General features: G+C 44.2%; 15 protein-coding genes. 13 read left to right on the forward strand and 2 right to left on the reverse strand.

All coding sequences use genetic code 11. The features are described 5' to 3' along the window. The first annotated feature begins 285 nt into the window (after positions 1–285). The 7 genes from FC61_RS07855 to FC61_RS07885 all read left to right on the forward strand — a co-directional run bounded on the left by FC61_RS07855 (position 286) and on the right by FC61_RS07885 (position 6,842). Positions 286–1,470: an ROK family protein gene (locus FC61_RS07855; protein WP_021741074.1), complete on the forward strand. Its 1,185-nt coding sequence runs from the start codon at positions 286–288 to the stop codon at positions 1,468–1,470. Positions 1,471–1,597: 127 nt separating this feature from the next. Next, positions 1,598–2,689: an AI-2E family transporter gene (locus tag FC61_RS07860; RefSeq protein ID WP_035464152.1), complete on the forward strand. Its 1,092-nt coding sequence runs from the start codon at positions 1,598–1,600 to the stop codon at positions 2,687–2,689. 286 nt (positions 2,690–2,975) lie between these two features. Continuing rightward, entirely contained in the window at positions 2,976–4,931 is a 1,956-nt protein-coding gene (locus FC61_RS07865; protein ID WP_021741072.1) for an LPXTG cell wall anchor domain-containing protein, read from the forward strand. Between the two features lie 136 nt (positions 4,932–5,067). Then, entirely contained in the window at positions 5,068–5,760 is a 693-nt protein-coding gene (locus FC61_RS07870; protein WP_011668719.1) for a 2,3-diphosphoglycerate-dependent phosphoglycerate mutase, read from the forward strand. A gap of 88 nt (positions 5,761–5,848) precedes the next feature. After that, positions 5,849–6,322, forward strand: coding sequence for a GNAT family N-acetyltransferase (locus tag FC61_RS07875; protein ID WP_035464160.1), 474 nt, complete (start codon positions 5,849–5,851; stop codon positions 6,320–6,322). Between the two features lie 18 nt (positions 6,323–6,340). Beyond that, positions 6,341–6,592 (forward strand): hypothetical protein, encoded by a 252-nt coding sequence (locus FC61_RS07880; RefSeq protein ID WP_021741070.1) that lies wholly within the window; start codon positions 6,341–6,343, stop codon positions 6,590–6,592. Then, positions 6,582–6,842, forward strand: coding sequence for a DUF3781 domain-containing protein (locus FC61_RS07885; RefSeq protein ID WP_042516713.1), 261 nt, complete (start codon positions 6,582–6,584; stop codon positions 6,840–6,842). Before FC61_RS07880 ends, FC61_RS07885 begins: the two co-directional genes overlap by 11 nt. A gap of 133 nt (positions 6,843–6,975) precedes the next feature. On the opposite strand, the gene FC61_RS07890 is transcribed toward FC61_RS07885, so the two are convergent. Then, on the reverse strand, positions 6,976–7,458 hold the full coding sequence (locus FC61_RS07890) for a MerR family transcriptional regulator (RefSeq protein WP_021742833.1): 483 nt from the start codon (positions 7,456–7,458) through the stop codon (positions 6,976–6,978). 299 nt (positions 7,459–7,757) lie between these two features. Here FC61_RS07890 and FC61_RS07895 point away from each other — a divergent pair, with 299 nt between their 5' ends. The 5 genes from FC61_RS07895 to FC61_RS07915 all read left to right on the forward strand — a co-directional run bounded on the left by FC61_RS07895 (position 7,758) and on the right by FC61_RS07915 (position 11,517). After that, the gene (locus FC61_RS07895) at positions 7,758–8,237 is read left to right on the forward strand and encodes an RpiB/LacA/LacB family sugar-phosphate isomerase (protein WP_021742834.1); all 480 of its coding nucleotides are present in this window, start codon (positions 7,758–7,760) and stop codon (positions 8,235–8,237) included. A 43-nt stretch (positions 8,238–8,280) separates the two neighbouring features. After that, complete coding sequence (locus FC61_RS07900) at positions 8,281–9,234, forward strand: aldo/keto reductase (RefSeq protein WP_021742835.1); 954 nt, start codon at positions 8,281–8,283, stop codon at positions 9,232–9,234. A gap of 254 nt (positions 9,235–9,488) precedes the next feature. Next, positions 9,489–10,745, forward strand: coding sequence for a DUF5776 domain-containing protein (locus FC61_RS07905; protein ID WP_021742836.1), 1,257 nt, complete (start codon positions 9,489–9,491; stop codon positions 10,743–10,745). A 144-nt stretch (positions 10,746–10,889) separates the two neighbouring features. Then, complete coding sequence (locus FC61_RS07910) at positions 10,890–11,099, forward strand: DUF3781 domain-containing protein (RefSeq protein ID WP_042516714.1); 210 nt, start codon at positions 10,890–10,892, stop codon at positions 11,097–11,099. A 79-nt stretch (positions 11,100–11,178) separates the two neighbouring features. Next, entirely contained in the window at positions 11,179–11,517 is a 339-nt protein-coding gene (locus FC61_RS07915) for a hypothetical protein (protein WP_021741068.1), read from the forward strand. A gap of 163 nt (positions 11,518–11,680) precedes the next feature. On the opposite strand, the gene FC61_RS07920 is transcribed toward FC61_RS07915, so the two are convergent. Beyond that, positions 11,681–12,076, reverse strand: a complete 396-nt coding sequence (locus FC61_RS07920; RefSeq protein ID WP_052256107.1) for a MerR family transcriptional regulator — start codon at positions 12,074–12,076, stop codon at positions 11,681–11,683. A gap of 176 nt (positions 12,077–12,252) precedes the next feature. Between FC61_RS07920 and FC61_RS07925 the strand changes: the two genes are divergently transcribed. After that, the gene (locus tag FC61_RS07925; protein ID WP_021741066.1) at positions 12,253–12,966 is read left to right on the forward strand and encodes an MBL fold metallo-hydrolase; all 714 of its coding nucleotides are present in this window, start codon (positions 12,253–12,255) and stop codon (positions 12,964–12,966) included. The last annotated feature ends 78 nt before the right edge of the window (positions 12,967–13,044 follow it).

The following is a 13,044-nucleotide window of genomic DNA, read 5'->3' on the forward strand; positions in this document are numbered from 1 at the left end:
CTAAATAACTGATGGTATTAGGTAATTGTGGGTGCTTAAACCCGGTATTATAACCTTTTTCTTTCAAAAAATTGAATATTGTTACGAAAAATAAGCAAGTCATTATTCATGCGAAATTGGTAAGGACGTTTTACTATATAAGTAGAATCAGAATCTACAAAGGGGGTTAGGTGACACAGCCCTCGAAATAGCAGGTGAGCCAATCTTGGGGGATGGGGCAACCTAAACTGATTTGATTCCCAAATCACCAGAAGCTATTGGGGGAGCTATGTTACCAAGAAAATTATGATTATCAACAAACACATTATGCGCACCACCAATGAGAAACAGGTTTTGCAGCAGATTGTGAATGCGGGTCCGATTTCTCGGAGTCAGATCTCACGAAATCTCTGTTTGAATAAGGTCACAGTGTCTGATATTTATAGTCAATTACTCCATGAAGGGTTGATCCGTGAGGTTGGTCACGGTGTTAGCACGCGGAATGGTGGGCGAAAGCCAGTGATGGCATTACTGAACGTGGGGTATGGTTATGTCATCAGTATTAATATTCTTCGGTCACGCTTCTCGATGATTACCTGCAGATTGGACGGGCGATCCGATAATTATGAAAGCGTCTCAACCCGGGATGTCGATTTGACGACGGTTCTGGATATGATTGATGAACGAATTGCCAATACGATTGCTGCAAGTGATTCACGATTATTGGGAATTGCTTTTGGACTGGATGGCGTCATCTACGAGAATCAAATTCTAAGTGCGGCTTTAAAGGGCTTTAAGAGTTTTGATTTAGCGAAATATTTCAGTGATAAATTTCAAGTACCCGTAGTTTTAGAGAACTTAGCCAATGAATCCGCCATTTATGAACGTGATTTTGCGGGTGAAGGCGTTTATCAGGATCTGATTTCAGTCACGATTCGCGATCAAGTGGCCGCTGGAATTGTGGCCGATGGGCATCTCTATCGGGGCCATAACGGTGAAGCGGGGAATATTGGAACTTGTCCCCTAGCCGATCGCTACCATGAAGGCAGTTCATCAACAGTGAATCACTTTGTCGCCGAAGGTCCGGTATTACAACGGATTATGGCTTATCAGCATATCGACCGGGTGGATGTGAACCGGATTCGGCGTGATTATCTGGGGCACCGACCAGAGCTGACCGCTATTTTAGACGAATTTGCTTTCTATCTGGGAAAGGTTCTTGGCGATTTGTCGAACACTTTTGCTCCGGATGCAATCGTAGTGAATGCGCCGATTCTGGAATTACTGCCAGAAGTTATGGACCAGGTTCGGGAGCACGTTGACCGCTTGTCCATTCGCCGCAAAGCACCATTGCTATTGAGTAAGAATGCGAAGGAAGCGTCTTTAACGGGCGGTGCCTCGGCAATTATTCATAAGGCATTGGGCTTAGATGATTTACAACTAACTTTTAAAAATGAGCGTTCGGCGGTACTTGAAGAAGTGGAATCGTAATGAACGCGTAAAATTGGGAACTGGGCCCACGCCCGGTTCCTTTTTAGTATTTCCGGCAAAACTACTAGGGAATCATTAAAGTTAAGGTATAATGAACCTAACAAGTGAGATAGGGGGAGGTTCACCAGTGAGTTTATGGCAACGCTTTGTTGAAAACGTTCAGCTTCGGCGGTTTACGGTGCTAGCACTAATTATTTTTGTGCTCTGGCTGATTCGCGCGGAAATGAATATGATTCTGTTGACGTTCATCTTCACATTTCTCGTATTGCAGTTGGTCAAAGCGGTTCGACGAGTCGTCAAGCTACCACCGGCTTTGATTGTGACGGTCACGTATGTGGTAATTATAGGACTATTGTATTGGGCGGTGACCACGTATCTACCGCAGATATTAACCTCATCTATTCACGGAATTGAAAACTTATATAAGTTCTATCAAGATCCGAAGAATAATAGTAACGAGATTATTAGTTATGTAACGAATTACATCAAGACGTCAGATATCGTTAATCAGTTGCAAAATGGGGCTAAGCTCGTGCTGACGTACGTCTCGACGATTGGATCGTTTGGGGTCACGCTATTTATGTCGATGATTCTGAGTTTCTTCTTTACGATTGAAAGTAAACAGATGGCGGCCTTTTCCAAGCGCTTCCTAACCAGCACGTATGGCTGGTTCTTCGAAGACATTAACTTCTTTGCGACGAAGTTCGTGAATACTTTTGGTGTCGTGTTGGAAGCACAGTTCTTCATTGCACTGTGTAATACGGTGATTACCACGATTGTGTTAGCAATCATGCAGATGCCCCAGTTGCCGACGCTGGCCATTATGATTTTCATTTTGAGCCTGATTCCGGTGGCCGGTGTGATCGTCTCGATTATCCCACTAGCTATTTTGGGATATTCAGTGGGCGGCTTCCGCTACATTGTTTATATTCTAGTGATGATTGTGGTGGTCCACGCACTGGAAGCTTATGTGTTGAATCCGAAGTTTATGTCGAGCAGAACGGAGCTGCCAATCTTCTATACGTTTGTTGTGCTATTGGCGGGTGAACAGCTTTTCGGCGTCTGGGGATTGATTGTGGGGGTTCCCATCTTCACGTTCTTCCTGGATATCTTAGGGGTACGACCGGTTCATGGTCTACACCCGACGCCGCACGTGGATGTCAAGAAAATCCGCGAGTACCGGCGAAATCATCATCCAGATGATAGGAATGATGAATAAGACCAAGTTAAAGAGGGCTTCGCGAGGGATTGTTATCCTTGCGAAGCCTTTTTGGTTAGCTGGCAGGTAAGCAAATGTTAGTGATGCAACCCTTTAGAGACTAATCTAATTAGTTAGAAGGGGACATCACTCTAACTGATGACTGCTGATTGGTTTGAAAGACCCCTGGTGGCGTTGAGGGCGTAGAATACGGGCGAAGAAAAAGATGGTGTGTCATTCATGAAAGGTGTAGTGAGGCGAAAACAGATGAGGAGTTATTCATTGGCTGTGTGAGGAGGAGAGTTCGATGCGGAAATTAATCTATGCCATCCTCGTTGGGATAGCGGCACTGCTGGTTGGTGTTGGGCTGACACATCCAGTGGTGGGACATGCCGCAGAAGTACCAGTTACGGGACTGTCTGCGGGGGATGCCGTTATTAAGGATGCTAATGGTAAAGTTGTGACGGGACAGGGGCCGTTTGATCGTTATCAGAGCTATAGTGTGAATTATGCTTGGCAAATTCCGGACGGGGTTAAGCTAGCGGGGAATACGTCAACCGTTTCGGTCCCAGCAGGGTTGGAACCCAATGCAGACATTTCGTTTGATATTACGGATTCAACCGGAACAGTCGTGGGTCATTTTAGTATTAAGGCGGGATCATCCACCGGGACGGTTACCTATAATGAAAATGCGGATGCCGCTGTGAATCGGCACGGAAGCCTATCATTTCATGCGAGTGGGACCAGTGACAATAATAATCAGGGTAATGGTTGGACGGTTAATAAAATTGGGTGGATTTCAGGAATGGAACCACAGGGTACGCCCAACGAGCTGACGTGGAACGTTGCCTTTAACTCGGCCAGTGCCAATATCGGCACTGTAACAATTACTGATACGCTAGGACCGGGCCAAACCTATGTGCCGGGGAGCGTTTATGCTCCCACAGGATCTTATGATGCTAAAGGAAACTTTATTCCAGATGGCGGGACGCTGACACCGGCGGTCAGTGTCAATGGGTCTGAGATGACCTTTACTTTCAGTAATGTGACTAAAGCAGTCGATATGACGTACAAGACGAAACCAACACTGACGAATAACGAAGGCAAATGGACGAATACGGCCAGCGCCTCCAACGGTGGGTCAGTCTCTGCGACCGTGACCTGGGGTGGTAGCGGTACTGGAACCGGTGAAGAACCTAGTGAGGTGACTTTGACCAAAACGGCAAGTGATGGAACCAAATTGCCCGATGCTATTTATAAGTTGGAAGATAGTTTGGGGCAGGTGATGTTTTCTGCGTTGAAGACGGATGAGAACGGTCAAATTAATCTGCATATGTTAACGCCAGGCGATTACACCTTGACGGAAGTGACAGCTCCAGATGGCTATGAACTTAATACAACACCGATTAAGTTTACGGTTGCGGCTGGTCAAAAGCCGATTCAGTTAAATGCTGTTGACCCGAAGACAACGACAACGGTACCAACACCAGACAAGGGAAGCTTGCTCATTAAAAAGACTGGCATGAATGGTGTTGCTCTACCGGGAGCGGTCTTCACGTTGAAGGCGGCTAGCGGTGAAGTTATCAAAGAGGGACTGGAAACGGATGCCAATGGTGAAATTTTACTACCGTATTTGGCGGCAGGAACGTATACGTTGGTTGAAACCAAGGCGCCAGAAGGATATACGATCAACTCGGCACCGATTACCGTTGAAATTCCAGCGGATGGGCATGAGGTGGTCGTGCCAATTAAGGATCAGCAGGTAACGGGCGGTTCCGAGACGCCAACACCGAACCCACAAGAACCACAGGTGCCGGGCGTAACGCCACCAACGAAACCAATCGAGCCAACTACTCCGGGCGTGACACCAACGAAGCCAACCACACCAGGTGTGGCAGTACCAACGAAACCAATTAAGCCAATAAAACCGGGTGTGACACCAGCGACGAAGCCAACCACGCCATCGACTGCTGGGACTATTAAACCAGGTGTAACGGGGTCAACGTCTACTGGGACCACAACGCCTGGTGGCATGGGAACTGATAGTCGCAGCAATGCCCGTTCGGTTGGACATGCTGGTGGCAGTGGCGCAGTTGGACAAGCGCGGAACGCTAATGGGACAGCCCGTATGGGGGCACACGGTCAGACAATGACCCGGTTGCCACAAACCAATGAGCAGACATCGCCGTGGGCAGCAGTGATCGGTCTGATAGGCTTGTTGGGAGTGGGCGTGTTTGGTCGACTATATCGGCATCAAGATTAAATAAAACGCTTGGCTGGCAACGGTCGAGCGTTTTTGTAGGCTCAAAGATTGTGAAAATAGGGAATATAGCTGAAATTTAGCGGCAGATGGTGTAAAATAATATGGATAATATGAGAAAAGAAAGAGGTCATAACTGATGGCAAAATTAGTACTGATTCGCCACGGCCAAAGTGAATGGAACTTGGAAAACAAGTTCACTGGCTGGGTTGACGTTGATTTGAGCGAAAAGGGTGTCGAAGAAGCAAAGGCAGCCGGTAACAAGATCAAGGAATCTGGTTTGAAGTTCGACTACGCCTACACTTCAGTATTGAAGCGGGCAATCAAGACGTTACACTACGTTTTGGAAGAATCTGACCAACTTTGGATTCCAGAAACCAAGACTTGGCGCTTGAACGAACGTCACTACGGTGCTTTGCAAGGCTTGAACAAGGCTGAAACGGCTGAAAAGTACGGTGACGACCAAGTGCACATCTGGCGTCGGTCATACGACGTTTTACCACCACTTCTGGACGCTGACGCTGAAGGCTCAGCTGTAAAGGACCCTCGTTACGCAAACTTGGACCCTAACATCGTACCTGGTGGCGAAAACTTGAAGGTTACTTTGGAACGGGTTATGCCTTTCTGGGAAGACGAAATTGCCCCTAAGTTGCTTGATGGCAAGAACGTCATCATCGCTGCCCACGGTAACTCACTCCGGGCACTTTCCAAGTACATCGAACGGATCTCTGATGACGACATCATGGATCTTGAAATGGCAACTGGCGAACCAGTGGTCTACGACTTCGATGATAAGTTAAACATGACGAACAAGACGAAGATGGGTAAGTAATTACCTGGCTTTGGATGAGCCGCTCTGTATGTGGGGGCGGCTTTTTCGTGGGGAAAAATCGGCGTACAGTGAAGGACGGTTAATCGGGATGAGCAATGATTGTTATTTAAGACCCTATGCACCGACTGATTTGCCGGCTGTGCGGCGGCTATTTAAGACAACCGTTGAGCGCATTAATTGTCGGGATTACTCGGCAGAACAACTGGCCGCCTGGATTGGTGATGACAGTCCGCTAACGCAGCAACGCTGGCAGGAGAGTTTGTGCCAACATCAGACTTTGGTGGCAATCAAGGATGATCAAGTAGTGGGATTTGCAGATATAAGTGATACCGGATATTTGGATCGCTTGTATGTGCACGCTGCGTATCAGCGCCAGGGCATTGCGACAGCGCTGGTAACCGCACTGGAAGAACAGATGCTGGCATCTAGGTATACGACGTATGCGTCAATCACGGCTAAACCATTTTTTATGCAGATGGGTTATCACGTGGTTCGTAAAAATACGGTTGTCCGGGCTGGTATCAATTTGATAAACTTTGAAATGATAAAAACAAATTCGTAAGAGAAGAGAGAGTAAATTTTGGCAGACAAAGACGTTACGCAAGTAGAAATGATGAAGATTATTGCCTTATTCCGTAAAGAAGGCTACAAGGGAGAATACGAGGATTTCCAGCGGGTCAGTGGAACTGATCGGGAGTTTTTTGTGGTGATGGCCAACGAACAGGGAATTAAAGCACTATTCCGGGCGAGCTTGATGCTGAACGCTGTGCAGTTCCAGTATGTGCTCGATGATAAACATACCTTTGTGCAAGAGGACGCGGATGCCGGATAATTCGGAACTACTGGCGTTGATTAAGGAACGGGTTTGCTATACAGATCTGGTTTATCAACGTGTTAATAAGAAGCTAAAAGTGGATTTGTCACGGGCTGAGATTGAGACGTTGGTACAAAATATCTTGGGTGACGAGCAAACGATGCTTGAAAAGCGGGGGAAGAATTACTACGTCACCAGCTTAGCTCGCCACACAAGATTGACGATAAATTCGTTTAATTTTCGGCTGATTACGGCGGATCGTATCTGATAAGGTTGTGAGGGCAATCCAATTTTGGACTAATTGAATATGATGTTAAAAAGAGCAACTAGGCCTAATCGCTTAGTTGCTCTTTTTGAGTGACTTAGATACCCATGGCCCCGTTTAACAAGGAAGATGGATACTACTTATCGAGGAGTCCCAATTCTTTTGCATCCATGCCATCTCTGACCATCGCTTCAAATTTAGAACGTAATGCAGGGTCAGTTTCAGTGGTCCCAGGAATGTAGTTAACGTCTTCAGTTCCTGCCGCTAAAGCGCGTTTGTAGTACCATTTTTTCCAACGTAGGAAGTCCATCGTATGTTGTAGTGTCGCCATTTTTTCTTCTAAGTTGGTTTCCTGTTCGGCTAAGAATTCGTATCGTTCGTCTAATGTACGATCACCAGCCAGACACAATTCAATGAAGCTGGCAATTTGTTTAACGGGCAGTCCCGCTTCTTTTAAACAACTAATGGTTTCCAGATAATTGAAATCGGCATCTTTGAAGATACGACGACCGCTCTCATTGCGATCAACAAATGGTAATAATCCTTCTTTATCATAGTAACGTAGTGTATAGGTACTAATATTTAATTTATCAGCAACTTGGCCGATTGAATATAGCATGACTTATCTCGCTTTCTTTTTTTAGATTTGTTTTTACTTTAAAGGAACATTTTCGAAAACTCAAATTTGGGCCTCTTGTAGAAAAATATTTTTCACTTTTTATCAGATAACAGGAAATACTATCAATGCTGATCTGCTGCGGCTATTATTATGCGGTTTATGGTTAATTTGGGAGAATTTCAGGTGAAAATAAAAAAAGTTTTATCAATCCCTTGACTTAGACCTAGCTCTAACTTCTATATTAGTAAACGTCGAAAAGAAAGCAAAAAAGCCAATCAATTAAGGAGCGATTTTATATTATGAAGGTTATTATGGGTGCCGATCCATTAGGTTACGATTTGAAAGAAGCAGTTAAAGCACATTTGGTAAAACAGGGGATAGAAGTTGAAGATATCACGTCAACCAATGATGTTGATTATTTCTCAGTTGGTGAAGCACTAGGTAAGCGAATTGCAACGGGTGAGTTTACCCGTGGCTTTATCTTCTGCGGGACTGGTATGGGTGTGAATATCGTGGTTAATAAGTACCAAGGGGTTTACAGTGCCTTATGTGAAAGCATTGAAACCGCACGACTTTCACGCGTTATTAATAATGCTAACGTGTTAGCTATGGGTGGGATCGTCATGACGCCATACATGGCCAATCAGATGGCCGATGTTTTCTTGAACACGCCATTTTCAGAAGGTTTTTCTGAAGCTGATCCTAAATTTTTAAAGGGCGCTTACAAGGATGTTCAAACGACTGAGACTAAGATTACGGCTTTTAATACGAAACATTAAATAGCAAGAATCATTAGAACATTGATTAAGGAGCGTTGTAGATATGAAAACAATTAAATTGGGTAATAGTCAATTGGAAAAGTCTGCAGTTGCCTTGGGAATTATGCGCATGGTGCGTTTAGATTCTCAGGATGCGACTAAAGTTTTAGAAGTTATTCATGATAGAGAAATTAATTTCATTGATTCTGCTGACATTTATGGCAATGGGGATTCAGAACGAATTTTCGGGAAGGCATTTAAGCAATCTAGTCTTAAACGGGAAGACTTCTTCATCCAGTCTAAGGGTGGCATTGTCCTTGATCCGGAAAAGAGCTCTGGTGAATTAGTATTTGGTCAACGATATGATTTTTCCAAAGAGCATTTACTTGAGACCGTCGATCAGATTCTGCAACGAATGCAGATTGATTATCTGGACTCATTCCTGTTACATCGACCAGATTCGTTAATGGATCCAGCAGAGGTTTCAGCGGCATTTGATGAATTACAGGCGGCTGGTAAAGTTCGACACTTTGGGGTTTCTAATTTCAACCCAATGCAGGTTGAACTACTACAATCGGTGCTTAGTCAACATCTGATGATTAACCAATTACAGTTTGGCGTTATGCACACTGGACCAATTCAATTTGGCCTGCATACCAATATGCAAGATGAGGCCAGCATTAATCATGATGGTGAAATTCTGGAGTATTCACGGCTGCATAACATGACCATTCAAGCTTGGTCACCATACCAATACGGCTTGTTTGAAGGGACCTTTATCAATAATTCGAAATTCTCTGAACTGAATGATGAATTACAGGCCTTGGCGGATAAATACGGTGTTACAAAGAATGCCATCGCAACGGCGTGGATTTTACGCCATCCAGCAAAAATGCAAGTAATTCTTGGATCAATGAACCCAGAACACTTAGACGAAAGTATTGCCGGAACTGAGGTTACATTAACGCGTCAGGAATGGTACGACGTCTACCTTGCTGCCGGAAATGATTTACCATAATGTCATGTTCTAAGGATTGTTAACTGCTGAATAGAAAACTTGTATTTTTAAATGGATTTTGAGGTTTTAGAATATGATAAGGGACGTGTGATAGAAAAGACTTTAATTCAGTGAATAATTGATAAGACTTAGTAAGAGATTCATAAATAATTTTTGACGCGCCTTATACTTATTCAAGTGTATAATAAAAGATATTAAATAGTTCTTAAAAAACTTGGTTTATCAATTATACATGATTGGAGGTCGTCAACTTTATGAAAAAAATATTTATAGGATTAATAGCTATTGGTGCCGCTATCTGGTTTACTGGAGGCACTGTTGCGTGGGCAGCGGATACAACGGTTACCGATCCCAAAAGTGTGGTTACTTATGGTTTCTCGGGAACAAATCTAATTCTACAAACGTATAAAGCCAAATTACCACAGCTCTACACCTCAGTAGATTGGGAAAATCCAAGCGATTATCAGTTTGACGAATATCCTGATGATGCAAGCGTCGAGACTTCCCATATTGATCAAGTTTATGGTATTGGATTTAATCTACAAAAGCAAGAGACATGGTACCTCCAAGATCAGCTGGAAAACGTGAGTACTCAACGCTATACCCCAGCAAGTGAGTGGGGTATTCTACCTTTAGACTTTGATAATAGTGCAACAAGCTTACAGTTGAATTGTACAACAACGGTTCACTATCTTGTTGAGGGAACGGATAAGGACGCGGTAGCACCCTATAAGCTAAATTATCCCATTCCGACCATTCTAGAGGATGGAACTGATACGACTAGTGAGATTTCGACAACTGCATCTGATTTTAAAACTGAACTGTCCGAAGCGAAACCAACGCTTAAGGGGTATACGTTTAAATCAATGGGTGACTTTAAGTATGGTGTTAAGAGCTCTGACTTTCCAACGGATGTCACCTATTATTATTCTAGGAATTCACCGGTCACACCCCCGGAAAACAACGAAAACGCAGCATCTTCATCATCAAGTGCTATGACTTCTAGTGACGCTTCGGTAACTAGTGAATTACCACAACAAGTGACGGCTTTTAAAAAGCGAGCTATTATGGTGACTAAGAAAATGGGTCTGTACAATGAGCCAACCTTTACAAGTAAGTCACGGATGTTTTATTACGCCAAGGCTTCCCGCACGAAGCGGCCGCAACTAATCGTTACTGGGCTGGCGCAATCAGTTAACGGACGGACGCGGTATTTAGTCCGGGATGTGACGGCGGGTTCAAAATATCGCGGTGAGACAGGATATATAACAGCCGTAAAGGGATTTACAACGCCAACTTACTATCAACATAATCCCCAACAAGTTAAGATTCTGGCTAAGTCCGGTGTTAATGTGTATCGAAATAAGAACTTAACACAGCGGGTGGGACACCTAAAGAAGGGGAAGGTCGTTCACGTCAAACGGATTATGCATTACCATTTGACGACCCGATTAGTTCTGACCGATGGGTCTTTTATTACGGCTAATAAAGCCTATGTGATTAAGAAGTAATTAACGATATTTAAGGCTGGATAAACGGTAATTTAGTATAGGTTATTAAAGCTTGATCCCTGCAATTTATGGGGGGGTCAAGCCTTTTATTTTCTGAGATTCGACATTGACTAACTTGATGATGACTTTAAGCGCAGGTCCTGTATGAATTTAAAATGTCAGCGCGTTAATGAGAAGCTAAAGGTGGATTTGTCACGGGCTGAGATTGAGACGCTGGTGCAGGATATCTTGGGTGACGAGCAAACGATGCTTGAAAAGCGGGGGAAGAATTACTACGTCACCAGCTTAGCTCGCCACACAAGATTGACGATAAATTCGTTTAATTTTCGGCTGATTACGGCGGATTGTATCTGATGGATCTTCGCGGGGCTCAATGTTTTATACCAGTTTATTTGGTATACTAAATGAAATATAACTCAAAGAAAGTGACATTGTGAATGCACTAGCTAAAAAGATTATAGAGCTGAGTTTACCAGTGATTCTGCTGAGTTTTCCAGCCGTTATCATGGTCGATGGCGTCGTTAGAGTTTTACAACATGACAATATGAACCCCGATGTGGTAGTTGCGTTAGGCGGGATCATGCTGTTTGCCATTAGTGGCCTGATTACTTTGATTTATGGGATTAGTTGGTATCGTCACCGGTCAACATATCTTCGGTACCGCCGGTGGCTATGTTGGTTCTATGGCGTGGTGGCCTTAGTGGCGATGCTAATGGTCTACTTAGCTGCAACATTGCCAGAATGGCTGACGCGGTTAATTGGAATTGGATAAGCAAGTGTTAAGCGAGATGTTTGGTCCGCAATATTTAGCGAGTCATACTTAATAGATTAGAATTTAAAAGAGATAACCAAGGCCGCTCTGCCTGGGTATCTCTTTTTGACGATTTAAAACGGAATTATATCCAGTAATTTTTAAAACTATAGCAAGATTTCCCTTACAGATCACCCAATTTTTCGATAAGTCCTGCCAGCTTTTCTTGATGGTTGTGTTGAATCTCAGTGGTCATTTGGGAAGTAATTGTCATGAGTTGGGCGTAGAAGTGATGTTGAGCGACAAAGGCGTCATGCTTTTCCTGAATCATTGCCAGAACGGCTTGGCGGCACGCTGGTGTGATCGGTTGTGTTTGTAGTGAGCGGACTTGGGCGATTTCGTCCAAAGATAATCCGGCCAATTTCAAATTTTGGATGATGGTATAAGCCGTTACGTCATCAAGTGTGTATTCGCGATAACCATTCTGTGTGCGGTAAGGTGTTAGGATTCCCAATGAGTCATAGTGACGGAGCGTGTCACGAGTGGTATGGGCTAATTGACAAAATTCGGTCGTCTTCATATGATCATCTCCTAGTGAAGTTAAGTCTAACATGGGGGATGTCCCCCGGGTCAAGGAAACTATCAGAAAACCAAAGATTATTAGGAGTGGGTTTCTTAAGATTAATTAGGATGGCTATCGGGTTGACTTGGTGGTTGACCCCCATGATATGCTCACGCTAATCAAGGGGTGATAAAATGAGAATTCGACAATTTGGCAATATTTATCAGTTAGCATTTCTACCAACTATTTTTCCGATTAATTGTTATTTGGTTGATGAAGGTGTGGATTTGACATTGATTGATACCGGTATGGCATTTTGCACCAAAGGAATTTTACAAGTGATTAAGAGGCTTAATAAACCACTTGCTAGAATTGCCCTAACGCATCCGCACGTGGATCATATTGGCTCGTTGGATGCGATTAAGGCGGCTTTTCCGGCGGCACAAGTGTATGTGTCTAGACGAGATGCGCGGTTAATGCTGGGGGACACCAGTTTGCAATGTACGGAGGACCAAACGGAGATTAAAGGTGGTTTTGACCAACATGTGCAGACTAAACCAGACAATTTGTTAGAAGAAAATTATCAGCTAAAATCACTGACGGTTTACGATGCCCCCGGACACACACCGGGGTCCATCGTCTTTTACCAAAAGTCGTCGGCTATATTATTGGCGGGGGATGCCATGGTTACTCGGGGTGGTTTGGCAGTTGCTGGGGATAAACGGTGGTTATTCCCGTTTTCAGCCGCGGCGACTTGGAGTCCTGCAACGGCGATTAAGAGTATGGAACGACTGAATCAGTTGCCAATTTGCTATTTACTGGTTGGGCATGGACGAGCTATGGAGGATGCCAATCAGAAGATTACCAAGGCAATTTGGCGAGCAGAACGGAAGGTTGGGCACGTATAGGACGGGTTATTAGGAAAAAGACGATATTGAAAAATTTAAAAGTAGTTGCTCAAAGTGACCGCCTAAGACTGGACATTA

Origin of the sequence: Levilactobacillus brevis ATCC 14869 = DSM 20054, from assembly GCF_001433855.1 — a bacterium.
Lineage (GTDB): Bacteria > Bacillota > Bacilli > Lactobacillales > Lactobacillaceae > Levilactobacillus > Levilactobacillus brevis.

Bases quoted from the DNA above. Each gene is read 5' to 3' on its own strand.
- FC61_RS07920 (WP_052256107.1), bottom strand. From the start codon at position 12,076: ATGAAGACGACCGAATTTTGTCAATTAGCCCATACCACTCGTGACACG.
- FC61_RS07890 (WP_021742833.1), bottom strand. From the start codon at position 7,458: ATGCTATATTCAATCGGCCAAGTTGCTGATAAATTAAATATTAGTACC.
- FC61_RS07870 (WP_011668719.1), top strand. From the start codon at position 5,068: ATGGCAAAATTAGTACTGATTCGCCACGGCCAAAGTGAATGGAACTTG.
- FC61_RS07885 (WP_042516713.1), top strand. From the start codon at position 6,582: ATGCCGGATAATTCGGAACTACTGGCGTTGATTAAGGAACGGGTTTGC.
- FC61_RS07875 (WP_035464160.1), top strand. From the start codon at position 5,849: ATGAGCAATGATTGTTATTTAAGACCCTATGCACCGACTGATTTGCCG.
- FC61_RS07865 (WP_021741072.1), top strand. From the start codon at position 2,976: ATGCGGAAATTAATCTATGCCATCCTCGTTGGGATAGCGGCACTGCTG.
- FC61_RS07905 (WP_021742836.1), top strand. From the start codon at position 9,489: ATGAAAAAAATATTTATAGGATTAATAGCTATTGGTGCCGCTATCTGG.
- FC61_RS07910 (WP_042516714.1), top strand. From the start codon at position 10,890: ATGAATTTAAAATGTCAGCGCGTTAATGAGAAGCTAAAGGTGGATTTG.
- FC61_RS07900 (WP_021742835.1), top strand. From the start codon at position 8,281: ATGAAAACAATTAAATTGGGTAATAGTCAATTGGAAAAGTCTGCAGTT.
- FC61_RS07925 (WP_021741066.1), top strand. From the start codon at position 12,253: ATGAGAATTCGACAATTTGGCAATATTTATCAGTTAGCATTTCTACCA.
- FC61_RS07855 (WP_021741074.1), top strand. From the start codon at position 286: ATGATTATCAACAAACACATTATGCGCACCACCAATGAGAAACAGGTT.
- FC61_RS07895 (WP_021742834.1), top strand. From the start codon at position 7,758: ATGAAGGTTATTATGGGTGCCGATCCATTAGGTTACGATTTGAAAGAA.